This is a genomic window from Spirosoma endophyticum (genome assembly GCF_900112365.1).
GTDB classification, from domain to species: domain Bacteria; phylum Bacteroidota; class Bacteroidia; order Cytophagales; family Spirosomataceae; genus Spirosoma; species Spirosoma endophyticum.
The window spans coordinates 393,473-419,137 of record NZ_FOLQ01000001.1 but is presented as its reverse complement, the minus strand read 5'-3'; the positions used below and the strand labels follow the sequence as shown (position 1 = coordinate 419,137).

Here is a 25,665-nt window from a genome sequence, read left to right as displayed (position 1 = left end):
TATTATTTTGACACCACTACGGCAGCTTCCTGTGGCTGGTATTTGTACCAGTATTCAATCAAATCAGCCACAAGACCTGTCCAGCCTGTTTGGTGGTTTGCGCCGAGCCCCATGCCGTTGTCGCCGTTGAAATATTCATAGAACAGATACAACCCCTGAAAATGGGGATCATCCTGCATTTTTCGATCCTGACCATAAGCTGCAACTTGCCCATTCGCATCACGTTTGAAGATGTTGATGAGTCGTTGAGCTACCAGTACCGTAGCGTCTTTTACGCTCATGATCTGCCCGGAATTGGTTGGGTATTCGACCTCAAAATCATCACCATAATACTGATAGAACTTCAGTAAGGAGTCAATGAGCAGGAAATTAACGGGGAACCAGATCGGTCCGCGCCAGTTTGAGTTACCGCCAAACATGCTCATCTCAGACTCGGCCGCTACGTAGCGCACCTGGAAAATTTCGCTGTTCAGCTCAAACTGATAGGGCATTTTTTCGTGATACTTCGACAAAGCCCGAATGCCGTAATCAGACAAAAACTCCGTTTCGTCGAACATGCGTTTCAGGATCATCTTCATCCGGTGACCACGTAGCAAACTCAGCAGGTGGGTTTCGCCCTTGCCCGGCTCGTGCCAGCGCGATACCAGAGAGGCTAAATCGGGCCGGTTCGTGAGTACCCACTCAACCCGGCGTTTGAAATCAGGCAATTTCGACAGCAAGGCTTCGTCCAGAATTTCGACGGCGAAGAGGGGAATCAACCCCACCATCGACCGGATTTTCAGCAAGCGAGCATTGTTGTCAGGCATGTGGAGCACATCGTAATAGAACTGGTCAACCTCATCCCACAGGCTGATATTCTGGCGCCCAAGGTTATTCATGGCCGACGCGATGTGCAGGAAGTGCTCGAAAAATTTACTGGCCATGTCCTGATAACTAGGCCGGGTAAGCGAAATCTCACAGGCAATACGTAGCATATTGAGCGTATACATGGCCATCCAGCCTGTGCCATCGGCTTGCTCAATTCGTCCGCCCATCGGCAGCGGTTGCGAGCGGTCGAACACCCCAATATTATCCAGGCCGAGGAAGCCTCCCCCGAAAATGTTGTTGCCCGATACGTCTTTGCGGTTTACCCACCACGTAAAGTTGAGCAGCAGTTTATGGAATACCCGCTCCAGAAAGTTCACATCGCCAACGCCATTCGCTTCTTTGTCAATCTCATACACCTTCCAGGTGGCCCAGGCATGAACAGGCGGGTTCACGTCGCCAAAATTCCATTCATACGCCGGAATCTGACCATTGGGATGCATATAGTATTCCCGTAGAATAACCGCTAGTTGGCGCTTGGCAAAATGCGGATCGAGCCGGGCGAGGGTCAGCGTGTGGAAGGCCAGATCCCAGGCGGCAAACCAGGGGTATTCCCATTTGTCGGGCATCGACAGGATGTTGGCCGTGTACATATGCCGCCAGTTTTCATTGCGGGCATACACGCGTCCCTGAAACGGAACCGGCATTTTTGGGTCACCCTTAAGCCACTCATTAACGTTGTAGTAATAGAATTGCTTATTCCACAGCATGCCTGCGTAGGCCTGCCGCTGAATGGCCATCAATTCGGGATCGGTTACATTTTTCTGAAGATCAGCATAAAAGGCATCGGCTTCACTCAGGCGCTTGTTCCAGATTTCGTCGAAGTCAGCAAAAGGCTGAGCCATCGTCGTCTGGTCGCTGAACCGCAACCGAATACTGACGCTCTCACCCGCCGGTACTTTCCGGGTATACTGCGCCGAGGCCTTCGTGCCAATCTGGTTGGGATTGACGAAGGTCTTTTTGCCACCCGACATGATGAAATTATTAATGCCGTCTTTCGGGTATTTCGCTACGTTAGGGCGGCCATAGAGCCGTTCCGTATTTGTATCGTTGTCGCAGAACAGCAGAGCATCGGCGTTCTCACAGTAGAGCTTATATTTGCCTAACTGCTTGTGATTCACCTCGATCTGGTTATTGGCAATGCCATTCAGCATGGGTCGGGCATTGTACTGCTCGTAGCCCCATGACCAGGTATTGCGGAACCAGATCGTTGGCAACATCGTCAGCGGAGCCGTCTTGTTCGACCGGTTATGCGCCGTAATCGTCACCAGCCAGTCATTCAGACCAGCTTTGGCGTATTCGATAAAAATGTCGAAATACTCGTCTTTTTCGAAAATACCGGTGTCCGTCAGCTCAAATTCCGGCGACTGACGGTCCCGGCGCATCGTTTCTATAACCAGTCGGTTATACGGAAATTCCTGCTGCGGGTATTTATACAGCATTTTCATGTAGGAATGCGTTGGTGTGCTGTCCAGGTAATAATACAGCTCCTTAACGTCCTCGCCATGATTGCCTTCCGGCCCAGTAAGGCCAAAAAGTCGTTCCTTTAAGATATTGTCTTTATGATTCCAAAATGCCAGCGCAAAGCAGATGTGACCTTTATTGTCTGAAATGCCGCCGATGCCTTCTTCACCCCAGCGGTAAGCGCGGGAGCGGGCCATGTCGTGCGTAACGAAATTCCAGGCATCGCCATATGGGCTATAATCCTCGCGGACAGTACCCCATGCGCGTTCAGAAAGATAAGGACCCCATTTTTTCCAGCCTTTGTTATCGGCTCGTTCGTAAATGCGTTCGCGTTCAACTGTTGGCATATAGTTCAGGAATTTCTATTCTAAAGTACGGTGGTACTACTTCTCATTGTGTAAAATAGACACCAAAGATAGTATGCGTGCTGAGTATTTCAGAAAAACTTGCCTGTATTTACTCCCATCAGACGGCAATGGTTTTGCTATTGAAAATAAGCAACAACTTAGTTTGATGTACAAGAATATGTAACAAAATTTATTATTAGGTAACCTTTAAGCTTTTATTCTGATAATTAATAGACTTTAGAAACACTATGTTGTCACATTCAAATTGATGAAATGCGCGCTCTAGTCGACTAGTTGATGCTTTTTCGTCTTTTTTATCTATTCCAGATACTATCTATTTCAGACGATTATGCATGAAATACGAACACCTGACTGTCAGTTATTGAACATTGATTCATTCTCAACTACTTCTAAACCATTTGTTTGCGGAATCGTTTGGAGAAATTTTTGGAAGATGGCTATACGTAATGAGTGAGGAGCCAGGATCATGAACGAGTACCCATTGGCCTTTGCCAAGAAGGTTTTTCTACTTGATTATAAACCGATAAGGTCTCGGAGACCTTATCGGTTCAATGAAAGTTCCGTTACTTCTTTACCGCGGCCAATACACGCTTAATCAATTCATTCGGGCTACCGTTGTGCCAGCGCCAGACGATGACGATATCGTGCTCTGGGTCCACCCAGATCGTGTTTGACCCCGCTCCAATTGCGGCATAACTGCTAGTGGGTGCATCGGGCCACGCTTTTTTGCCGGTTGAACTCGTGCCCGTATTCAGCCACCAGAGGTACCCATAATCCGGACCATACTGACTGGGTGTCGTGGCTTGTTTTACCCAGCTCGACGATACAATCTGACGATCGCCCCATCGGCCCTGACGAAGAAACAGATAACCGAATCGGGCTTCATCGCGTGCGCTGATACGCAGTCCCCCGCCCCAGCGGGTACCCCCACTGACGGACGGCATCTTTTTGCCGTCAACATCGGCAACGGCGTTTGGATACGTAACGTATTGCCACGTATCGGATGCGCCGATAGGGTTCATGATTTCGTCGCGCACGACGTCGGGGATGGGTTTCTTCCAAAGGCGTAGCAGCGAAAGCGCCATTCGGTTGATACGTACGTCGTTATATTCATAATACGTACCGGGTTTCTGTAAGGTACGGGGCTTTCGTTCGCCTTTGCCAAAGGCTTCTTTTCCCACAAAATCGCTGTTTTTTCCCCACAGTTCACCTTCCCATTCGCTGGCTTGCTGAAGATGATTTTCCCACGTAATGGATTGATTCTGTGGTGAGTCGTAGCCGCCATCGTGTATGAGCTTGGCTACTGGATCGTGAACGTCGGGAATCATGCCGCGCTCTACGGTAATGCCCGTTACGGTCGATAACACGCTTTTGGCGACACTATAGGTTGGGTCTGGGCGTTGGGTATCCCCCCATTCAGCCACGATGTAGCCGTGACGTAGCACAACACCGTTAGTAGCCGCCCGGCTGGTTGGCATAGGGCCAAGAAGTTTACCGAAAATCTCTTCCTGGGTCGAAAAATCAGGCGCCATCTGGGTGGTTTCCTGCGTTTTGGCAAAGGCTACGGCCTGGTCGAGCAAAGCCGCATCCATGTCTGCTTTTTCGGGAGTCAGGTGCGCCCAGTTATCACCTTTTGGGGGAAAATAGGTTGTTGATTTTGCTGTTGGCCGCTGGCAATTTAGTAACGTAACCAGCACCAGACTGTAAAAAATGGATTTTCGTAGTGGAAAATGTGGCATAAATTGATGAAGGAGGTTTGTTTTTGGGACTTACAGAATCAGACCCCGAAGGTAGGCGATTCACAGAAAGATAACGCGTCAAATCGACTTACTTTTTTAACCAAACATTAACAAAGAATTTATCCCTTATTAAGGTCTATTGGTGACGTTTGTCGTGTCAATGGGGCCGCAAATACGATGAAAAGGCGTCCAATAATTTTCACCGCGTGGGGCCTGATCGTTGACCGTTAGGTACGCGTTTGTATCAGCTATATACCCTGGAAAGGCGTAAGTTATCAACCATGAAAGCGTTCATTCACTTCATTCCAGCCAAAACCTTGTTGCTTGCCACAGGACTGTTGGTAATAGGATGGCAACCCATAGTTGCCCAAAATCAACAAACAGGCGTTGACCAACAACCAGCGTCCAGCGATGACCAAACGATTGTGTCGGCCATTGCTCCCTACCGCGATGATGTTCGCCGTTCTATTTTATTAGCCAGCCAACAACCACAGGTATTGACCAGCTTAGCCCAACAACGGGCATCCAGCCAACAGGCGTTCACTACGGTAATTCAATCCTATGGGCAGGAAAAGCAAAGCTGGTTTTATGACCTGTCCCGTTACCCGGATGTCATGCATGAGCTGGCCACGTTACCCGCGGGTTCTAACGAGTCAGCAGTGAAAAATCTGACCAAAAACATGCCCGCCGATTTGCAGGAATCTGCCTGGAAACTGTATCGACACCACCACGATGATCTGGTGCAGGTCGACAACCTGAATCAGCAGGCACAGCAGTCATTTGACAATCTCATTGGTCCGCTGGACGTACCAACGCAGAATGCCTTTCGACAGTTGATCGACATGCCCGATGTGCTGACCCAACTGACCGATCAGATCGATAAGACGACACAATTGGGACAGGCTTATGCGGCCAACCCCGACCAGGTGACCAAAGATTTGACAGCGCTTCATGACAGCCTGACGGTTCAGAATCAGCAGGAACTGGCTGATTACCAGAATGAACTGAATAACGATCCGCAGGCGAAACAGGAGTTACAACAGGCTGGACAAGCCTATGCGCAGGCCAACGGCTACAATACGGGTATCAATCCAAATCCGGCCTGGGTGAATAGCGGGTACTACTATCAGAATCCGTACCCCTACTTTTTTGGGTACCCTTACTGGTATACATCGGCCATGTGGTATCCATCCGCCTGGTGGTACGGCACGGGGTTCTATTATGGCTTGGGTGGTAATATGGTTCTGTTTGGCTTGCCGGGGCTGGGATTCTCGAACTGGTTTTTTGGACCGGGCCGTGGCGTATATCCTCACCTGTATAATCGGTTCAATAATTACTATTCCCGTACCATCGGCGAACGTCGCATCCTGACGCCGGGGAACGCAGGCTTTATAACATCGGCCCGTCGGGCGTTTGGTCCCGTAAGCGGTGCCAGCCGAGGCAACTGGCTGACCAACGCCCGTCAATATAGCCGGCCCAATAGCTGGTCAAGTTCGAACATGAATACGATCCGTAGTGCACCATCGGCTCGTTATCAGAACTTTAACGCGGGTGGCTACCATACGCAATCCTGGGGTGGTGGCCGCTCGTTTGGTGGCGGCAGCTTCCATAGTGGCGGCTTCCACGGCGGCAGACGATAAGTAAAGTCAGTAGTCAGTAGTGAATAGTCAAAAGGGGTTGGCACAAGAACAAAACGCTTGTGCCAACCCCTTTTGACTATTCACTTTACCCCTTACGACTCTCTTTCTACCGTTCCAGCTTAAACCCTTCGTCCAGACGAACGCGCGTTGGTCGGTTCGCTACGTCCCAGCCGGTGAGGTAAATCCATTTCGCGATACGTGTCACTTTGTCGGTATTGATGCGATCTGGTTCATCTTTGGGCGTATGATAATCTGGGTGGAGCAGGGTCGTGAAAGCAATCGCCGGTACGTTCGCCCGGGCGTAGGGGAGGTGGTCAGAACGGAAATACCAGCCTTCGGGATGGCTCGGTTTATCCCACAACGTATCGAGTTTAAAATGGGCCTCCGACTGGTTGACCGCCAGAGCCGCATTGACCAGATCGGTTGAATTGCGGTGCGGAGGCTGTTGCCCCAGAATGGCCGCGCTATCGGGCGCATTACGGCCAATCATCTCGGCGTTCAAGACGGCTACAATAGATTCTTTTGGTACGGTTGGATGCTCGACAAAATAGCGGGAACCCAGCAATCCCCGTTCCTCGGCGCCGTGAAAAACAATCAGGGCAGATCGCTTGCCGGGCTTCTGGGCAAAGGCCCGACCGATGGCCATCGTGGCCACGCAGCCACTGGCATTATCATCGGCTCCGTTCCAGATGGAGTCACCCGCTACGGCCCGACGAACACCGTCATGATCCTGGTGCGTACTGAAAAGAACGTACTCGTCTTTGAGTTTCGGATCTGTACCGGGCACCTTCGCCACGATATTTACGGATGGATAGTTGAAACTCTCGACATTCACTACGTTGGTAAACTGCTGACCGGGCTGCTTGATCCACTCCAGTGCACTGGCCGGCAGCCAAACCGTGGGTGCCTGCGAAAAGACACGCGTATTGGCGCCACCCGGCAGATCGTAACGACCCCGTTCCAGACCCGTCGTCCAGCGCTCGAAGTAGGATTGGGCCTGCGTATCAGACACCCACACCACGGCCAAAGCACCCTTTTTTACCAGCTCCGCAGCCCGGCTGTTCATCGTGCCGAACAGAAAACGACGATAGCTTATTTCGGCCGGGCCTGTTCCCGAAAACGCTATGGCCACGGCTTTTCCTTTAATATCAACTTTTGCCAGGTCTTCGGGCGTGCCTTTGCCCACAAAGACAAGTGGCGCATCGACCGACGCAATAGCTGGTGCTAAGAGAAACGCGTCCTGACCGTGGACCATTTGGTGCGTACCAATGTTTAAGCGGCTGGTTTCGGTAATACGTGTCCGCTGAATGTGAAAAAACTGGAAGAACGTACCGTCGTCGCCAGCGGGTTGAAGACCCATCGCCCGGAGTTGGTCCGCAATCCAGACGGACGCTTTCAACTCATCAAGCGAGCCACCTTCGCGACCCCGGAAATGATCACCGGCCAACGCAAACAGATCGCGTTTTATGTCACTTTCTTTGATGGCCGACAGGGCGTTTGCGCCTGCTTTCGACTGGGCATAACTTACGGCCGAGTTGACGAGCATCGACATGGCGATCGCCAGCGTCAGCAATGGCCGAATTTTCTGCTTATTGAGGTAATTCATGGTTGTATAAAAAACTGATGATTGGGGTTTTTACAAATATACGGAAAGACCGGGCCGCCAATGACACAATAGGCCGCTACTCGCTACAGAAGCTGGTCGAATGTTTTTTATCGTAGTTTATTTTTGATTCAAGCCAGAATCTGTTGCGGACGCATGGAAGACGGACCGTGTTGCGTCTCTACAACGATGATAAAACGCTATATTGGGAAAACAAACCGCCTTCCATGAAATCGACCTTTATTCTCCTTGCCCTTGTTGTCAGTAGTTTTACCAATCAGCCACTATCCGCACAATCCAGAAAAAAGACTTCACCTTCTGACCCCGTTGCTCGCTACGATGCCTATGTTCGGCAGGCCGTTCAGGACTGGCGAGTGCCCGGCCTTACCGTCACCGTTGTTAAAGAGGGCAACGTATTATTCAAGAAAGGATATGGTATTCGTGAACTTGCCGGGGTCGCGACCGACCAAACTGAACCTGTCGACACGAAAACGCTGTTTGCCATGGCTTCAACAACCAAAGCCATGACGGCGGCCTGTATTGGGATGCTAGTGGATGAAGGTAAACTCAAGTGGGACGACCCTGTCGCGAATTACCTGCCCGACTTTATGTTTTACGACCCGGCCGTCACGCGGGAAATTCGGGTGCGGGATTTGCTCATTCATAATACGGGGATTGGCAATGCCGATGTACTCTGGGCCGCTATGGAAATACCCTCCGACGAAATCCTCCACCGGATGCGGCTCATTAAACCAACTTATTCGCTACGTTCGAGCTTTATCTACCAGAATATCATGTATCTGGCGGCTGGTAAAGTCATCGAAAAAGTGAGCGGAATGCCCTGGGACGTATTTGTACGTACCCGTATTTTTGAACCCCTCGGCATGAGCCGAACCAAAGCGCTGTTCAGGGAAGTCACGGATGCCAACCGGGCCAAACCGCATTTCGAAAGCAATGATACCGTTCGGGCAGTCAATAGCCTGAAAGAAGAAAGTCTGGTCGATGCCGTTGGTCCGGCCGGATCAATCTGGACTTGTCCGGATGATGTATCGGCCTGGATGATCTGTATGCTCGACAGCAGCCGGTATGGCGGCAAAACCTTACTCAAACCCGCTACGTGGGCGGAATTGTTCAAGCCGCAGACGCTCGTCACGGACAGCGAATTTTATCCTACCCAGCAACTTACCAAACCTGTCTGGAAAACCTACGGGCTGGGCTGGTTTCAGCAGGATTATCGAGGGCACCGGATTAATTTCCACACGGGTAGCCTCACCGGGATGGTGGCGATTCACGGACAACTGCCCGACCAGAAACTGGCCGTCTACGTGCAGGGCAACCTCGACCACGCCGAACTTCGTCATGCCTTGATGTATCGTGCTTTCGATGAGTTTTCCCTAGGTGTTGACCGCGACTGGAGCGCTGAGTTTCGTAAACTCTACGGTGGCCTTAAGCAAAATGCGAAATTGGCCGAACGAAAAGTCGACAGTACGCGGGTGCTGAACGCGAAACCATCCTTGCCCCTGGCTGCTTATGTGGGTTCGTACACCGACCCACTGTACGGGAAGACGGATGTTTCATTGCGGGATGGAAGGCTCTACGTATCCATCAACAACGTACTGACCGGCTATCTGAACCACTGGAATTTCGATACGTTCCGACTCGTGTACGATCAGTGGTGGAATGGGAAAGATTTCTTCAATTTTGAGCTTGATACGAAAGGAAAAGTAGCCCGAGTGCGTGGCGCAGGTATCGAATTAACCAAAGTGCAGGAAGGCGCACTGAAAGGCACGATGGAGCACTGATGGCTAATTACTGACAACTTATATCAATTTTTGTCGGACTCACAAAAAGGTCCAATCTTCACAGAATATACAACCGAACAGAATGACGTTTCCTTCCAGAGTAACCCTGTTTTTAGCCTGCATCATCACCCTTTCCGCCAACGCGCAATCACCACAACAACGCGTTCGGCAATATCGACAAACTCGTGAAACGGCACTGATGGACGAGTATCGTCAGTTTCTGACCATTCCTAACGTATCATCCGACTCGGCAACGATCCGCCAAAATGCGGCCTTCATCATGCAAATGATGAAGCAGCGGGGTATCCCGGCTTCTTTACTGGATGGCGTAAAACCGGGTACTAATCCGGCGGTATTTGGGGAGGTAAAGGTGCCTGGAGCCACCAAAACGCTCATTTTTTACGCGCACTACGATGGGCAACCCGTTAACCCAAAGCAGTGGGCTAAAGGATTACAACCTTTCGAACCGGTGTTTATCACGGCTCCCGTTGAGCAGGGGGGCACTATCGTTACTACGTATAAATCGGGAGATGCGATCAATCCGACCTGGCGTCTATCCGGGCGGGGAAGTGCCGACGACAAAGCCGGGGTCATGGCGATTCTGAATGCCTACGACGCGTTGGTGAAAAGCAACATCAAACCAACGGTCAATCTGAAATTCTTCTTTGAAGGCGAGGAAGAACTTGGTTCAACCCATCTGGGCGATATTCTACAAAAACACCAGGACAAACTGACGAGTGATCTCTGGCTGATTGTCGATGGTCCACGTCATGTATCGGGCAAAAAAGTGGTCCAGTTCGGTGTACGGGGCGATGTCAACATGAACCTGACGGTTTATGGCCCAAAACGTCCGCTCCACAGCGGCAACTACGGAAACTGGGCACCTAATCCCGCGCAGAAACTGGTGAACCTGCTGGCGAGTATGAAAAATGACGAAGGACGTGTCATGATCAAAGGTTTTTACGACGACGTAACGCCACTTACGGCCCGCGAGAAACAGGCGATGGCCACCGTCCCTAATATGGAAGCAGCCCTGAAAAAAGAACTGGGTATCGCCAAACCTGATGGGGGCGGGGCCTCGTTCATGGACCTGATGATGATTCCGACCCTGAATATCAACGGAATTCAAAGCGCGAATGTCGGACCGATGGCGGGCAACGTTATCCCCACCAAAGCCGAAGCCGTGCTGGATTTGCGGCTGGTTCGGGGCAACGACATCACTCGTCAGATTGAGCGCGTAACCGAACACATTCGCGGTCAGGGCTACCACGTACTCGACCATGACCCGACCGATGCCGACCGTCAGCAGTATCCTAAACTGATCAAAATCACGACGGGAGCGGGTTACAATGCCCAGCGGACACCAATGGATTTGCCCATCGCGCAAGAGGTCATTGCGGCAGTACAAACGACATCGACGGACCCCATTGTGTTAACGCCCACGGCGGGAGGTAGTTTACCGCTGTATCTGTTCGAAAAACACCTGAAAGCCAACGTAGTGTCGGTGCCGATTGTCAATTATGACAACAATCAGCATGCCGAAAACGAGAATGTATTGGTGCAATACCTCTGGGACGGCATCGAGACATTGGCCGCCATTATGCAATTGAAATGAGTTTTCACCCGCGCCAGCCTCTGGTTCTAAAATATTAATTATGAGACTTTCACTTCTCATTATAATCTGTCTCACTGGGGCGATCCTCACCCAGGCACAGCCATCGGGAACAACCAATCGCTTCGACGTATTGATCCGTAACGGATTGATCTACGACGGATCGGGTAAGCCACCCACGGCGGGTGATGTCGGCATCCGGGGAGATCGGGTTGTTGCGGTCGGAAAACTGACGAATGCTCAGGCCACCACTATCATTGATGCGCAGGGCAAGGCCGTAGCACCGGGATTTATCAACGTGTTATCCCACACCGGCATCGAACTGTTGAGGGATGGGCATTCCATGAGCGATCTCAAACAGGGCATTACCACCGAAGTGTTTGGCGAGGATTCGTGGGGACCAGTCGACACGGATGAAATGCGCCAGCAGGTCAATCAAGCCCTGAAACCGTATAAATTGACCTGCGACTGGAAAACACTGGCTGATTTTTTGAAGAAATTACAGCAAAAGGGCATCACCCCGAACGTAGCGTCTTATCTCGGAGCCGGTCAGGTTCGTCAGAGTGTCTTGGGCGAAGAGAACGTGAAACCAACGCCAGCTCAGTTGGATAAGATGCGGGCCATTGTTCGAAAGGCTATGGAAGAGGGCGCGTTAGGCATCACAACCGCCCTGATTTATCCGCCAAATACCTTTGCCGATACGGACGAATTAGTTGCCCTTTGTAAGGAAGCGGGTCGCTACGGTGGCCGGTACATTGCCCATATACGTAGCGAAGGCGACCGACTCGATCAGGGAGTTGCTGAGTTGATTCAGATTGGGAAAGCCGCAAAGGTGCCGGTTGAGTTGTACCATTTCAAAGCGTCGGGGCAACGGAACTGGCCGCGCATGGAAACGGCCATAGCGCTCATCAACGACGCCCGAAAGCAGGGACAGGACGTAACGGCCAATATGTATACGTACACCGCTGGCGCTACGGGGCTTACGTCCTGTTTGCCACCATACCTGTTCAATGGAGGCTTTATGGCGGGCTGGAAACGGCTTCAGGACCCCGCTACCCGTCAGAAATTAGCCGCTGAAGTTCGACAGAGCGGTAATGACTGGGAGAATATGTTTCAGCTGGCGGGCTCAACCGACAACATAATCCTGACAGCTTTTGAGGTGGATTCGCTCAAAAAATACAACAGCAAAACGCTCGGGCAGATAGCCGCCATCTGGCATAGAGACCCCATCGAAACGGTCATGGATTTGATCGTGGCGGACAAAAGCCGCGTTGAAACAACGTATTTCCTGATGTCGGAGGAAAATGTAAAAAAGGGAATCAGTCAGCCGTGGGTGTCATTCGGGTCGGATGCGGCTTCGATTACCGACGACCGGAAAGATATTGGTGTGGTGCATCCCCGAACGTTTGGGAATTTTTCCCGCTTGCTGGGTAAATACGTCCGGGATGAACACGTAATGTCGCTTGAAGAAGGTATTCGCCGATTGACCAGCTTACCCGCCACGAATCATAAACTTCCCAAACGGGGGCTGCTCAGCGCAGGTTATTTTGCCGACGTAGTAATATTCGATCCGGCCACTATCGCCGATAAAGCGACGTTTTCTGATCCATTTCAATACTCGATCGGGGTGCAGCACGTACTGGTCAATGGGAAACTGGTCCTGAAAGACGGTGAACATACGGGCACTTTCCCCGGCCGTGCAATCTGGGGACCGGGGAAGAAAACTACGGATCAGTAGCGGGTAGGGGATTCATTCATCCGGTAAAATCGAACGTCCAACCAACTCGTTCTGACATTCAGTCCTTTTTTGTTTCAGCCATCAATCGGTTCGTGCATTTTTACCTAAACGCATGACCGATTTTGACATGAACAAGAATCTATCTGCAGTGATGAATGCCTGCCCGGCGAGATTGGTCTGCCTGATCACGGCCTGTCTGTTTATAGTCGGCGCTTCTTGGGGGCAAGCCGTTCCCCGCCGACCACTTCCCATCATTGATGTGCACGTGCACGCCATGAAGGTGAACCCTAGCTTTGCCGTAGAGATGTGTCCCTGGTTTCTACGGGACATGCCGGGGGGCGATCCGAATCAGCAGATGCGCGCGTTTCTCAATGCTGAATGTGCTACGCCCTTACAACCGGCCAAATCGGATCAGGAGATGCAGGCCGCCGTAGTGGATGCCATGCAACGGCTCAACATGACCATTGTGGCCTACGGCGATCCCCAGATTTTACGAAACTGGAAAAAAGCAGCACCCGGTCGGGTAATTGCCGGTATTGGCGTCAGTTCCCCCAACGACATGAGTGTGAAAGCCTTTACCGACTCCCTGTCTTCAGGTTTTTATGAGGTAATGGGCGAGGTAGCCCCGCAATATCAGGGCCTGTCGCCGAGCGATATGTCACTTGATGGCTATTTTGCCGCAGCCGAAAAATTGAATATTCCGGTGGGCATTCATATGGGAACGGGTGGAAACGGCATGGCTAATATTGGTCAGTCGAAGTACCGGGCCTCGCTGGGGAGCCCTTTTTTACTGGAAGATATGCTGGCTCGACATCCCAAACTGAAACTATGGGTCATGCATGCGGGTTATCCAATGATCGATCAGATGATTGCGTTGATGGGCGCGAATGCGTATGTATATGTGGATCTGGCGGGTTTCATCTGGAGTTACCCTCAGGCAGAAATACACGCGTATCTCAAACGACTGGTGCAGGCTGGGTTTGGCAAACGGATCATGTACGGCACCGATCTGTTGATCTGGCCCAAGTTGTTTGAAACCTCGATCAGCATCATCGAAAATGCGGACTATTTGTCGTTCGATCAGAAACGAGACATTATGTTCAATAATGCGGTTCGCTTTTTCCGGCTGGATGCCAGTAAGTTTAAGTAAGGCGTTGAACTAAATCAACAAATCTGGCATTTACTAGTGCTTAAACGATTAAAGTGAACTATTGTGGAGGGAAGTAGAGTGGAGATGGAAATGTGTGATCAGGAAGAAATAAGTCGACTGGCCAATTTGCTGAAAGCCGTTGGTCATCCACTACGTGTTCAAATCGTATCGATCATAGCCCATGAGCAGTTGGCCAGTATCACTACGATCCAGAGTTATTTGCCTGATATTGATCAATTTGTGCTCTATAGTAATCTGAGGTTCCTCCATGAGAGGACGATTCTGAAAAAGCTCCGAAAAGGCCGGGAGACGTACTATTCACTAACCGACACATCGATCAATGATGGATTAAATCTGTTCTTCCACAGTAAGTTGGTCAAAACAAGCGCTGAAGCCGACTATTAGGGAATTGGCGACCAATCGTCTGTTTGGTGCTGGTTTGTCATTGACCACTTTGTTTAGGTCGGTTTCCCCATTTCCCTTTTATATTCGATGCCTACCGGTTTTTCCGTGAAAAAGTCATCAATCCTGTAGCTTTGTTGTCGATGGATTCACCCGCTGGCTATTCCCTGACACTCACCCAAAAAGTACGGCTTGCACTCAGTGTCTTTGCCATTTACTGGCCTATCAAACTCTACATTTTCTTCGATCATTTGACCTGGGAAGGTGTCCAGCGATTTTGGTGGGTGTGGTTGCTGGAAATTACAATGACCGTACTCTTTTTTACGGCCTGGCTAAGCCTGTCCGAACGGCTCGAACGTTGGTTTTGGGGTTGGTCAGAGAGTGATTTTCTGGTGAATATCAAACTGCCGGCCAAACTCGCTACGTTACTGGTGGCAGGGGCGTTGGCCATTGTGCTAAACCTGGCTTTTTACAACCTGTGGGTAACTGTCATTGGCTACATGAATCGGGCCGATGATCCCCTGCATCAGGTCCCGTCGATGAAAGCCGGTCTGGCAACGCCCGTTGACGAACGGATAACGGCCCTGACGAAGCGGGCCACGCAACAACGGGAACGATTCAATGATGGATTAACGGTGATGGCCATGCTCTCGGCTTTTTATCTGGCCGCTAACCTGCGCGGGTACAAGCAGTTGGAAGAACTTCGGGTGAAGGCTGAACAGCTAAAACGGGAGGCTACTCAGGCTCAGTTTGCAGCCCTTAAGAATCAGGTAAATCCTCATTTTCTCTTTAACAGCCTGAGTATTCTTTCATCGCTGGTGGAAGTCGATACCAGGCTGTCGGTGCAGTTTATCAATCGACTGGCTAAAGCCTACCGCTACATTCTGGAGCAGCGGGATGTGGAACAGGTCAGCCTGAAAACAGAACTCGATTTCCTGGAGGCCTATGTATTTTTGCTCAACATTCGGTTTGACGGAAAATTGAAGATAATTACCAGCGTCCCGTCACACGAAGCCACGCGCTACCGGATTGCGCCATTGACTCTGCAACTGCTGGTTGAAAATGCGGTCAAACACAACCAGATGTCCATTGAAGATCCGCTGATTATCTCGATCTATAAAGACGCCAATACGTTATTGATTGCCAATCCGATTCAGCTACGTCCCCAACCGGAATCGTCCACCGGCATGGGTTTACAAAACATCATCAACCGGTACCGGCTGCTGACCGACCGATCGGTCGGGGTGGGGGAAGAGGGTGGCTCGTTTATCATAAAAATCCCCCTGCTACCATGAATGTACTCATCATTGAAGACGAGTCGCTGACGGCCCAGCGACTGGAAAAGCTTCTACTACAGTACGATCCGTCCATTCAGGTATTGGCCCAAATTCCCTCGGTGGCTAAATCCATCCGCTGGTTTTCCGAACACGCACTGGGCCCGCAGCCGGATTTGATTTTCATGGATATTCAATTAGAAGACGATATTGGATTTCGGATTATTGAACAGACCCAACTGACCATTCCGATTGTCTTTACCACGGCTTACGATGAATATACGCTTCAGGCGTTCAAGGTGAACAGCATCGATTATTTGCTCAAACCTATTGATGAACAGGAACTGGCCGCAGCCATTGATAAGTTTAAAGTCCTCCGGCAGGCGGCTGGCTACCGAGCGCAATTACCCGATCTGTCTGACGTAGTGACTACGTTGATCCAATCGAAATCGGCTGCGTATAAAGAACGGTTTATGGTAACCTTAGGGTCAAAGATCCGCAGTGTGGAGACAAGCCAGATTGCCTATTTCTTTTTTGAGGACAAAGCCACATACCTGACTACCCGGGAGGGGCAAAACCTGCTTGTTGAGTATAGTTTAGATAAACTGGGAAGTTTGGTGGACCCCAACCAGTTTTTTCGGGTGAATCGCTCCTTTCTGGTGTCGTTAAAGTCCACGCAGACCATTCATACCTTTTCGGGTGGTAAACTAAAGCTGGATTTAGCCCCCAAACCCCGTCAGGAGGTCTTTGTCAGTGCCGACCGGATTCCTGGTTTCAAAGAATGGTTGGGTAAATAAGGCCAGCCATACCTGCCGGATTTCAATAAAAATAATTTTTTCAGTGCAATGAAACAATTTGCAAAAATTAAATGTATATACATCAAATACGAAAACATTTAATTTTAAACTCTTACAACTATGGCAACCGAAACCGCCACCACTACTTCCTGGGTTATTGATCCTACTCACTCAGAAATACAATTTAAAGTAAAACACCTGGTTATCTCGACGGTAACAGGTTCGTTCACGCAATACGAAGGTCAGGTAGAATCCGTTGGGGAAGATTTCACCGACGCAAAAATTTCCTTCTCGGCTGACATCAGCAGTATTACAACGGGTAACGAACAACGGGATGGTCACCTGAAATCGGCTGATTTCTTTGACGCCGAAAGCTTCCCTAAACTAACGTTTACGTCGACAAACCTGACCAAAACGGGTGATGATACGTATAACCTCACAGGCGATCTGACGATTCGCGGCACCACGAAACCAATAACGCTGAAGGTTGAACATGGCGGTATTATGCAGGATTTCTACGGTCAAACCAAAGCCGGTTTTGAAGCCGTTGGAACGATCAAACGGAAAGAATTCGGATTAACCTGGGATGGTGTTACCGAAGCCGGTGGCGTCGTTGTCAGTGATGACGTTAAACTGGTTTTAAATATTCAATTGACGAAGCAAGCTTAATATTGTTCAGGATTTTGCGGGAAGCCGTGCCACCGTTCTAAACGGTGGCACGGCTTCCCGCAAAATCCTGAAAGGATACGTATTGAATTCCGGCACTGACCAAATAAACCTGGTTGTCGCCGGAATTTTTGTTTTGGTCATTCTTTTCGTCAGATTCAGTCATTAGCTCAACTGGCAATTTATCTTACGCCCGGTCCTGTAGTGATTACCGTTGCGTTTATTGGCTATCTGGTGGTGGGGTTCCCGAACGCCTGCGTAGCGGCTCTGACCGAACTGCCTGCACCCTACTTCAAACGCTGGGGCAAACATCCGAGCGTTAAGGCATTTGTAGATGGCGTGACCGTAGCCGCAGTAGGCGCTATAGCTGGTGCGGTGGTGGAATTAGCGCGTCGGCAGTTGATCAATATACCGGCGGTACTGATTGCGATAACGACGGTTGAATTGCTTTATCGGCTTAAGAAATTACCCGAGCTAAGCTTTATTGGCATAGTCGCCGTGATTGGGTTACTGCTGCGCTACGTTGGGTAACGGATTCAGGCGAACTAACCACAAACAAAAATGCTCTCCCGCAAAGCAGGAGAGCATTTTTTTGTCAACCTATGATGAAAACAGTAAAGCGTCTACAGTACTATTACGAATTCAATTCCTAAAATAAGTATAAGCAAAACAAAGAACTTTCCTATAGTTACCCATTCCCTCACTAAAAGTTGTTTCCGACAAGTGGCCAGAACAAATTTTGATGAGCTATTCTTTCCGCTACGTATCACTCTGGTATTTGAATAGTTTTACCTGTACACAACTGGTTAATGGTCTACAAGTCCTTGTCCGATTAATAACCAGCGTTCTGCACATAATTTTCATTAACGGCCATTTGCTGGATCGGAATGGGGAATAAAAGATACTTCGGATCGCTCGTGTAATTCTTTTCGTAGAAAGGTTGCAGGAATTTTCCAAACCGTATTAAATCCTGCCGTCTCCAGTTTTCGATGTACAATTCCCGACCCCGCTCATCCAGCAGAATATCCAGATTGACCGACGTTAAAGCGCTGGCTCCTCTTGACGTATGCGTACGGATGGCATTGACCAATGAGAGTGCACTATTACCATACGTGCCTGTATTCGTTGCCGTACCACCCCGTAAAATAGCCTCCGCTTTCATCAGCAACACATCGGATAGTCGAAAATACACGTAGTCATTGTCAACCAGCCGACTGCCATCGTTGGCATAGTCAATCGGATACTTGATGGGCCGGATGCCAGGCAGTTCCAGATTGCTACCGGTCTCAATAATTTTCACATCCTTCGAAAAAATTAAGTTATTACCGGGCCTGTCTTTCAAGGGGGCATCCGTCGTTAAATTATATTGTTGACCGATCAGAAAACCCGTATTGATGCGGTTACCCGGATTTGCCAGCCCCCCCGGACTCTTATAGGCCGTTCCCAGTCGCTTATCGGTCGCTTCATATTTATCGTAGAAGGTCGGCAACATCGCCCAGCCATTGTTGCCGTTGGGATTCTGGTTTGGGTGCAGGAACGTAACCCACCGGTTCCGCAGGTTCGCGTTGGGTGATACGCCCCCCACATTCTCCTGGGTCCAGATATTTTCCTTCCCAATGGTGGTGTTATTGGGCGCGAAATTGTCGTAATAATTGGCCGTAAACTGGTATTTATTGCTGTTAATAATCTCATCGGCCAGGCTGATGACTTTGTTCATGTCCTCTGCCGCAAAGGTTGGCGTCGCCCGATTGGCATACGCCCCTTTGTTGAGGTACAGTTTCATCAGGAAAACCCGGGCAGCATCTTTATTCGCTAGCCCGGCGGGGCCATCTGGCAAAGCCGCCTGAATGGTGGTCACTTCGCTGATAATGTAATTCAGGGCATCCAGTCCTTTTCGAACTTTAGCCGCCTGGATCACACTTTCCCCAGGCTCGCGATAGGGCACCTGATCGTATAAATCCAGCAGCCAGAACATGCAAAAGGCGCGAATAAATCGGGCTTCAGCAGCCTGTTGGGGTGTCGGATTGAACCGCAGCATATCGGTGGCGGCAAAAACCCCGCCACTCATATTGTTGAAGGTATTGATGATGCGAATGTGATTGCCATCCCACCGATGCTGGTGCAATTGCCGCCATGTACCGTTATCATCCCAGTCCGGGCCGCGGGTAGGCCCCATCATGGCATCGGTGGTCATTTCGCAGAGCGCGTTCAACTGCGAATTGTTCTGAAAGGGCTCACGTACTGAATTGTACACACCCGTTAGCAACGCGGCTGTATTGGCTGACGTTGTCGTACCGATCTGGTTAGCCGTAAGGTCGCCCTGGAACTTCTCTTCCAGATCCGTGCAACTTCCAAGACCTAAAACCAGACCGAACGTACTAATAATGAATACGTTATTTTTTAATGACATTATCGTAAGAGTTTATAAAGAGAAGTTGATGCCAAACGTTATGGTACGCGCTGGTGGATAAGCCGCATAATCGATACCGACCGACGGAACACTGTTGATAGCCTTGTTCACGTTGACTTCAGGGTCAAAGCCGGTGTATTTGGTGAGGACAAACAGATTTTGGCCGGTCACGTAAACATTCGCTCCACGAATAACTTTCGCGATGTTGCCAATTGAGTACGAGACAGTTGCGTTCGTCATTTTCAGGTAATCGCCTTTCTCAATGTAGCGCGAAGAGGGCGTTACCGGGTTGGCAATCGACTCCTTAACTGGTTCTCTGAACAGCGACAAAGCGATATTCCGCCCCCCGTTGATCAATCCGACACTAATGACGGCATTGTTGGTATTGTTGTAAATATCCTGACCAAAGGCACCGTTCATATTCGCGATCAGCGAGAATTTTTTGTACCGGAGCGTCGTGCTGAGACCTAACAGGGTTTTGGGATTGGGGTTTCCAACGTAGAAGAACGTATTCCCGGCATCTTCATACGTAGCCAGGCCTGTGGATTCACTCATCCCCAGATACCTACGGGTGAAAAACGCATTGATCGGTAAGCCATTCTGAATAACTTCCACCGACACGCCACTTAGTCCCGGACCGTTCAAGGCCCCCGTCAAAATGGGAGCTGTCAACCCGGAAACACTATTGGTAATAAAGGTAGCATTGGCTGCCAAGTCCCAACTGAAGTTCGGTTTTTTGACAATATTAGCATCTACGGCAACTTCCAGCCCTTTGTTTTCGATACGTCCATCCAGATTGATCCACCGAATAACCGATCCCGGAGGAGCGGGCTGAATGGGTGGGCTGGGGAACAGCAGGTCGGTCGTGGTTTTATTGAAGTAATCGACGGTTGCCGTAACCCGACTACCTAGCATCGTTAAGTCAAAGCCGAAGTTATACTGCTTGTCGGATTGCCATTTTAAATCCGGGTTGGGGTTATTCGTCTGGCCCAGACCGCCATTATCGGTGAACGAATAGCGGGCCTGAGAAGAGCCCGATGGGAATTCCTGATTACCCGTCTTGCCCCAACCACCGCGTATTTTTAGCGAATTGATGGCGTCTACATGGAAAAACTTTTCGTTACTGATATTCCAGGCCGCCGAAAAAGACGGGAAATAACCATACTTATTATTGGCGCCAAATTTGGTGGAACCGTCGGAACGTAACGTAGCCGTTACCAGGTACCGATCTTTATAATTGCCGATTGCCCGGCCAAAGTAGGACTGTAATTCGGCGGTTGGATCAACAAACGAAGAAACGGTGCGGCCCGTTGTGTTCGAATACTGGATATAATCGGTGTAATCCAGCCCATAATTGCCAAACCCGGAAGCCGGTCCTAATGCACTCATGGCGGACCCTTTATTGGCAAAGCTCATGTACTCAAAGCCGACTAACGCATTCAGATTGAGGTCCGGTAAAATGTCCTTGTTGAAGTTCAGCGTGTGGGTAAATTGCTGGGTGCTCAGCTCGTTGTTCCCTATACTCGCCCAGCCCTTCCCCTGCGTAGCGGAAATGTTAATATCCTGGTTAATAGAGGACCGACGCCCGCCCGCGCTGTAATTGACGCTATACAGCATCCGGTACTCCAGCCAATCTGTAAATTTATAATACGGGGAAATGCTGGCAAGAATGGTGGTGACTTTCGACTGGTCGTTGTATAATTCAGACATGGCCAGCGGATTAATAACCGCGCCCGCTTTTATGTTCAGACTGCCGTTGGCTTTGCGCAGGGAATCCGTGGGGTTCCATTGCAACGCGTGCCCGATCAAACTACCATTCGACCCGGCATCGTTGCTAATGGCAGCGATATTTTCGATGTACTGGCTGGAATTAACTGTCATGTCTAATCCCAGTCGTTTGCTTTCCAGAAACTTTAGATTGCCTGAGAAATTAGCCGTATATTTTTTGAATCCAGTCTTATTGACGATGCCTTCCTGATTTAAATAACCAGCTGAAATTCGGTATTTGCCGCTTTCATTCCCTCCGCTAACGGCAATGGTATAATTCTGCTGTAGTCCATTTCGCAAAATGGCATCAAACGCATCCACGTTGCCACCCTTGTCATTCAGGGCGCTCACCCCGTAGTATTTTATCGCTTCCCGGTACTGGTCGGCATTCAATACATTTATTTTCCGGAAGATGGACGATACCCCCGTGTTCAGGCCAACATCAATTTTTGCCTGTCCGGCCTGTCCTCGTTTGGTATTAATAATGACAACCCCGTAGGCAGCCCGCGAACCGTAAATGGCCGTGGCCGATGCATCTTTCAATACGTCGATACTCGCGATGTCGGCCGGGTTCAAAAAATTCAGCGGGTTACCACCGGGCGTATTTCCTATTCCGTTCGCATTCAAACCCGGTCGGGCCGAGCGGTTGTCCAGCGGAATACCATCCACTACGTATAACGGCTGGCCGCTACCGGTGATGGCCGAGTTACCCCGGATCTTGACGGTGGCGGCTCCCCCCGGCTGGCCACTGTTGTTTATAATTTGTACCCCCGAAACCTTACCCTGAATTAACTGATCGGGTGAGGTGAAGTTGCCTTTATTAAAATCTTTAGCCGTTACGGACGTCACCGCGCCGGTAAGATCTTTTTTACGGGCCGTTCCATACCCGACAACGACGACTTCATCCAGTGACTTTGTCTCGGGTTTAAGCGTAATGTTCACGGCCGTTTGATTGTTCACCGGTACGTCCTGCGCTACGTAACCCACAAAGCTGAAGGTCAGTGTGGCGGTTCCGTCGGGGACTGACAATCGGTAGGCGCCGTCTTTATCGGTCACTGTACCTTTTTGCGTGCCTTTTACAACCACGGATACCCCTGGCAAACCAGACCCAGATTCATCGATAACCGTACCTGAAATCGTCCGGTCGGCGCGTTGCTCGCTGGTCGCCGGTGTGGTGAGTGCGGTCCGTGTCGGCAAAGGTGGTGTCGAACCATAACTGGACGTAAGCGGGAAAAGCGCTAACTGGAGGCAACCCAGCCACATAATACGTCGCCCGTTTCTTACTAAAGATTGTTGCATACAAAATAAGGGTTTAAGGAATAAGGGAAAAGAAATTCCAGGTAACCGACAACTTCCATAGTAGACAAGCTGTTAGCCTGCTCATCTGGCCTGTCATTCAAAAAGTCATGAACATCGCAAGTATGATGATTCATCACTTTTTAAAGATTTAATTGTCAGTTCCCCTTATTTAGTAAGAGCCGGGAAAATTGGGTTTAACCTCTTTTTAATGAAAATATTTTTTGAAAGCAGTTGTGAGCAGAAATTGATGCGTTGATTGGTTTATATCGTTTTAATGAAAGAAGCGCTATGAATAGCCAATCCAGATAGTACGTGAGCTTTCTAATGTATTCCCGAAAAAGTGAGGGGGATATGGAAAGAACGGGTAACAGGCGTTGTCAGGAATTTTAACCGGACAATACCCTGCCTGATTGAGTATAATTTAGTTCAAACAACCCTTATAGACGGGTTGCTTGCCCAACGTTATTTACCAATAATGCTAGTCATGACTCATGCTTAAGCATCGATACGTTACCTACCTGTTAAGTGCCAGCCTAGTGAGCTTCCTGTGCTTTAAGGCTAACTTCAGAAATACACTAGGCGGAGAAGGACCTTCACCCGCACGAACACCCGCCGAGGAGGTCGCTACGTTCCAGCTCGAACCAGGGTTGAAAGTTCAGCTAGTAGCGTCTGAGCCCATGGTTGAAGATCCGGTGGTTTTCACGTTCGATGAAAATGGCCGGCTCTGGGTCGTCGAAATGCGAGGATTCATGCCGGATGTTGATGGGAATGGCGAAGACAAACGCGTGGGTCGTATATCGGTGCTGGAAGATACCGATGGCGACGGGCAGATGGACGTTAGTAAAATTTACCTCGACAGTCTGGTCATGCCCAGGGCAATTGCACTAGTGAAAGGGGGCGCGTTGATCGCCGAAAATGGTGCATTATGGCTCACCCAAGACACGAATGGCGATTTGAAGGCCGATACCAAAACAGTAGTTGATGCGCACTATGCTGGTGAAGGCCTCCCCGAACACGCGCCAAATGGTCTCCTGCGGGGGATGGACAACTGGTTTTACAATGCAAAAGCGCGTCTTCGGTACCGGTTAATGAATGGGAAATGGGAACGGGACAGTACTGAGTTTCGTGGCCAATGGGGGATTAGCCACGATGATAGAGGACGCTTGTACTACAATTATAACTGGTCGCAGCTTCACGCCGATCTGGTCCCCGCCAACTACCTGTCCCGCAACAAAAACCACAAGCCAACAACCGGCATCGATTATGGCGTTACGCTTGATCGACGGGTATATCCAATACGTCCCAATCCGGCGGTTAATCGGGGGTATATTCCCGGTACGCTGGATAAAGAGGGGCATTTACGGGAATTCACGGCCGCCTGTTCGCCCCTTTTCTACCGGGGAACGGCACTACCTAAAGATTATTACGGGAATGTTTTCGTTTGCGAACCCGCCGGAAATCTGGTCAAGCGCAATGTTGTCGAAGATAACGGATTGCTCATCGCAGCGCATGATCCGCATCCCGGCACCGAATTCCTGGCTTCGACCGACGAGCGATTCAGGCCGGTTCATATCGCCACCGGCCCCGATGGCGCACTTTATATCGCCGATATGTATCGGGGACTCATTCAGCATAAAGCCTACGTAACGCCTTATTTGAAAGAGCAAACGCTGACCCGTGACCTGGATAAACCCATCAATCGGGGACGTATCTGGCGCATTGTGCCGGAAAACTGGAAAGCTGAGAAAGCGAAAAAACTGTCGGACGCGTCGCCCGATGAGCTGGTTGCGGAATTGTCGAGCCCAGATGGCTGGCATCGCGACATGGCACAGCGGTTGTTGATCGAGCGAAATGACAAAAAAATCGGTGCGACTTTAACGAATCTAGCGTTGAAAGGCACTTCCGAACTAGGCAGATTTCATACCTTGTGGACACTGGATGGCCTGAAGCTGAGCAACTCCACTACGTTGTTAGGACTGGTTTCAGACCCGAATGAACTTGTTGGTACGACGGCTATCCGACTGCTTGAGCCATTTGCCAAAGCGGACAAAACCGTTCGGACGAAATTGGGCGAGAAATTGGTAAAGCAGTGGGAAAAAGCCCCAATCGAACAAGTGCTTCAGATGACGTTTACTGCTGGCGTACTTGATCAGCCCGTGGCTCAGCAACTGCTGGCAAACATTGTCGGAAAGTATGGTGAATCCGCGTTGATTCGGGATGCGGCCATGAGTAGTCTACAGAATCAGGAATTTGCGTTTTTACAGCGGCTGATGAAATCGCCCCAATGGCAAACGAGTGAACCACCGAAAGAAATTTTCGTGGAGATGCTGACGACGTCGATTGTGAAGAAGCGAAACCCCGCTGAATTGACCGCGCTGCTGGCGGCAGTGGACGCCCATAAAGAACCCCTGGGTTGGCAGGAAAAAGCGGTGCTGACCAGCATGTCGATTGCCGGAAGCAGTAGCAAAGTGAAGCCTATAAAACTCGCATCGGCTCCCAGCCTGTTAACCCAGTCCAGTCATAAAGTTGATCCAAACCGTCTGGCTACGCTGGACGCCATGTTTGAATGGCCGGGCCATATTGCCGCAAAAAGCAACGTAGTGAAAAAAAGTTTGCTGAACGACGACGAACAAAAACTGTTTGCTTCGGGACGGCAGCTTTATCTGAATACGTGTTCGGGTTGTCACGGAACCGACGGGGCTGGTCTGGCCCGATTTGGTCCACCCCTCATCGGTTCAGAATGGGTCGTGGGCGACGAAAAACGGTTAGCCCTTATCCTGCTGCACGGCATGGAAGGACCAATCGAAATCAACAAACGAATCTACGACGCCCCGGACATTCTCCCGGTCATGCCCTCGCATTCGACGATGGACGACGCGTCGATCACGTCCATTCTGATGTATATCCGCAATGAATGGGGAAACAATGGCGGTCCAATTGGTAAGAGAACGGTTGGCATGACCCGCGTCACAGCGCAGGGCCGGGTTGTACCCTGGACGGCCAAAGAATTGAATAAATATATGGCGGACAATCAGGCCGCCAGCGCGAAATGAGGTAGTAACCTGGACGG

The 25,665-nt window shown here is 50.1% G+C and carries 17 protein-coding genes; 11 read left to right on the top strand and 6 right to left on the bottom strand.

Annotated features, from left to right (window positions below; genetic code table 11):
- Positions 1-2: 2 nt before the first annotated feature.
- Positions 3-2,675: an MGH1-like glycoside hydrolase domain-containing protein gene (locus BM202_RS01580; protein WP_093822710.1), complete on the bottom strand. Its 2,673-nt coding sequence runs from the start codon at positions 2,673-2,675 to the stop codon at positions 3-5.
- A gap of 584 nt (positions 2,676-3,259) precedes the next feature.
- Positions 3,260-4,435 carry a serine hydrolase domain-containing protein gene (locus BM202_RS01575; RefSeq protein ID WP_093822709.1) on the bottom strand — a complete coding sequence of 392 codons (1,176 nt, stop codon included), beginning with the start codon at positions 4,433-4,435 and terminating at the stop codon, positions 3,260-3,262.
- A gap of 281 nt (positions 4,436-4,716) precedes the next feature.
- Here BM202_RS01575 and BM202_RS01570 point away from each other — a divergent pair, with 281 nt between their 5' ends.
- Entirely contained in the window at positions 4,717-6,075 is a 1,359-nt protein-coding gene (locus BM202_RS01570) for a DUF3300 domain-containing protein (protein WP_093822708.1), read from the top strand.
- Positions 6,076-6,181: 106 nt separating this feature from the next.
- Here the strand turns inward: BM202_RS01570 and BM202_RS01565 are convergent, their stop codons facing one another.
- The gene (locus BM202_RS01565) at positions 6,182-7,681 is read right to left on the bottom strand and encodes a M28 family peptidase (protein WP_093822707.1); all 1,500 of its coding nucleotides are present in this window, start codon (positions 7,679-7,681) and stop codon (positions 6,182-6,184) included.
- A 224-nt stretch (positions 7,682-7,905) separates the two neighbouring features.
- Here BM202_RS01565 and BM202_RS01560 point away from each other — a divergent pair, with 224 nt between their 5' ends.
- From BM202_RS01560 to BM202_RS01525, 8 genes are all read left to right on the top strand, one after another.
- Entirely contained in the window at positions 7,906-9,480 is a 1,575-nt protein-coding gene (locus tag BM202_RS01560) for a serine hydrolase (RefSeq protein WP_093822706.1), read from the top strand.
- An 82-nt stretch (positions 9,481-9,562) separates the two neighbouring features.
- Positions 9,563-11,095 (top strand): M20/M25/M40 family metallo-hydrolase, encoded by a 1,533-nt coding sequence (locus BM202_RS01555; protein ID WP_093822705.1) that lies wholly within the window; start codon positions 9,563-9,565, stop codon positions 11,093-11,095.
- A 40-nt stretch (positions 11,096-11,135) separates the two neighbouring features.
- Positions 11,136-12,830, top strand: coding sequence for an N-acyl-D-amino-acid deacylase family protein (locus BM202_RS01550; RefSeq protein ID WP_093822704.1), 1,695 nt, complete (start codon positions 11,136-11,138; stop codon positions 12,828-12,830).
- A 112-nt stretch (positions 12,831-12,942) separates the two neighbouring features.
- Positions 12,943-13,980: an amidohydrolase family protein gene (locus BM202_RS01545; protein WP_245776480.1), complete on the top strand. Its 1,038-nt coding sequence runs from the start codon at positions 12,943-12,945 to the stop codon at positions 13,978-13,980.
- A 63-nt stretch (positions 13,981-14,043) separates the two neighbouring features.
- Entirely contained in the window at positions 14,044-14,385 is a 342-nt protein-coding gene (locus BM202_RS01540; RefSeq protein WP_143100617.1) for an ArsR/SmtB family transcription factor, read from the top strand.
- Positions 14,386-14,525: 140 nt separating this feature from the next.
- On the top strand, positions 14,526-15,677 hold the full coding sequence (locus BM202_RS01535; RefSeq protein ID WP_093822702.1) for a sensor histidine kinase: 1,152 nt from the start codon (positions 14,526-14,528) through the stop codon (positions 15,675-15,677).
- Positions 15,674-16,453, top strand: coding sequence for a LytR/AlgR family response regulator transcription factor (locus BM202_RS01530; protein WP_093822701.1), 780 nt, complete (start codon positions 15,674-15,676; stop codon positions 16,451-16,453). Before BM202_RS01535 ends, BM202_RS01530 begins: the two co-directional genes overlap by 4 nt.
- Positions 16,454-16,573: 120 nt before the next feature.
- Positions 16,574-17,122 (top strand): YceI family protein, encoded by a 549-nt coding sequence (locus tag BM202_RS01525; protein ID WP_093822700.1) that lies wholly within the window; start codon positions 16,574-16,576, stop codon positions 17,120-17,122.
- A 37-nt stretch (positions 17,123-17,159) separates the two neighbouring features.
- Here BM202_RS01525 and BM202_RS38665 read toward each other — a convergent pair whose 3' ends face one another.
- Positions 17,160-17,285: a hypothetical protein gene (locus tag BM202_RS38665; RefSeq protein ID WP_262507653.1), complete on the bottom strand. Its 126-nt coding sequence runs from the start codon at positions 17,283-17,285 to the stop codon at positions 17,160-17,162.
- Between BM202_RS38665 and BM202_RS01520 the strand changes: the two genes are divergently transcribed.
- Positions 17,276-17,650, top strand: coding sequence for a chromate transporter (locus BM202_RS01520; protein WP_317039673.1), 375 nt, complete (start codon positions 17,276-17,278; stop codon positions 17,648-17,650). The two genes, BM202_RS38665 and BM202_RS01520, sit on opposite strands and share 10 nt — an antisense overlap.
- A gap of 301 nt (positions 17,651-17,951) precedes the next feature.
- Here the strand turns inward: BM202_RS01520 and BM202_RS01515 are convergent, their stop codons facing one another.
- On the bottom strand, positions 17,952-19,529 hold the full coding sequence (locus BM202_RS01515; RefSeq protein WP_093822699.1) for a RagB/SusD family nutrient uptake outer membrane protein: 1,578 nt from the start codon (positions 19,527-19,529) through the stop codon (positions 17,952-17,954).
- A 12-nt stretch (positions 19,530-19,541) separates the two neighbouring features.
- A complete protein-coding gene (locus BM202_RS01510) occupies positions 19,542-22,595 on the bottom strand; it encodes a SusC/RagA family TonB-linked outer membrane protein (RefSeq protein WP_218160497.1) in 3,054 nt (1,017 codons plus the stop codon).
- A gap of 491 nt (positions 22,596-23,086) precedes the next feature.
- Here BM202_RS01510 and BM202_RS01505 point away from each other — a divergent pair, with 491 nt between their 5' ends.
- The gene (locus BM202_RS01505) at positions 23,087-25,648 is read left to right on the top strand and encodes a DUF7133 domain-containing protein (protein ID WP_093822697.1); all 2,562 of its coding nucleotides are present in this window, start codon (positions 23,087-23,089) and stop codon (positions 25,646-25,648) included.
- Positions 25,649-25,665 lie beyond the last annotated feature (17 nt).

Coding starts and splice junctions, on each gene's coding strand:
- BM202_RS01580 (WP_093822710.1), bottom strand. CDS start 2,675: ATGCCAACAGTTGAACGCGAACGCATTTACGAACGAGCCGATAACAAA.
- BM202_RS01575 (WP_093822709.1), bottom strand. CDS start 4,435: ATGCCACATTTTCCACTACGAAAATCCATTTTTTACAGTCTGGTGCTG.
- BM202_RS01570 (WP_093822708.1), top strand. CDS start 4,717: ATGAAAGCGTTCATTCACTTCATTCCAGCCAAAACCTTGTTGCTTGCC.
- BM202_RS01565 (WP_093822707.1), bottom strand. CDS start 7,681: ATGAATTACCTCAATAAGCAGAAAATTCGGCCATTGCTGACGCTGGCG.
- BM202_RS01560 (WP_093822706.1), top strand. CDS start 7,906: ATGAAATCGACCTTTATTCTCCTTGCCCTTGTTGTCAGTAGTTTTACC.
- BM202_RS01555 (WP_093822705.1), top strand. CDS start 9,563: ATGACGTTTCCTTCCAGAGTAACCCTGTTTTTAGCCTGCATCATCACC.
- BM202_RS01550 (WP_093822704.1), top strand. CDS start 11,136: ATGAGACTTTCACTTCTCATTATAATCTGTCTCACTGGGGCGATCCTC.
- BM202_RS01545 (WP_245776480.1), top strand. CDS start 12,943: ATGACCGATTTTGACATGAACAAGAATCTATCTGCAGTGATGAATGCC.
- BM202_RS01535 (WP_093822702.1), top strand. CDS start 14,526: ATGGATTCACCCGCTGGCTATTCCCTGACACTCACCCAAAAAGTACGG.
- BM202_RS01530 (WP_093822701.1), top strand. CDS start 15,674: ATGAATGTACTCATCATTGAAGACGAGTCGCTGACGGCCCAGCGACTG.
- BM202_RS01525 (WP_093822700.1), top strand. CDS start 16,574: ATGGCAACCGAAACCGCCACCACTACTTCCTGGGTTATTGATCCTACT.
- BM202_RS38665 (WP_262507653.1), bottom strand. CDS start 17,285: ATGACTGAATCTGACGAAAAGAATGACCAAAACAAAAATTCCGGCGAC.
- BM202_RS01515 (WP_093822699.1), bottom strand. CDS start 19,529: ATGTCATTAAAAAATAACGTATTCATTATTAGTACGTTCGGTCTGGTT.
- BM202_RS01510 (WP_218160497.1), bottom strand. CDS start 22,595: ATGCAACAATCTTTAGTAAGAAACGGGCGACGTATTATGTGGCTGGGT.
- BM202_RS01505 (WP_093822697.1), top strand. CDS start 23,087: ATGCTTAAGCATCGATACGTTACCTACCTGTTAAGTGCCAGCCTAGTG.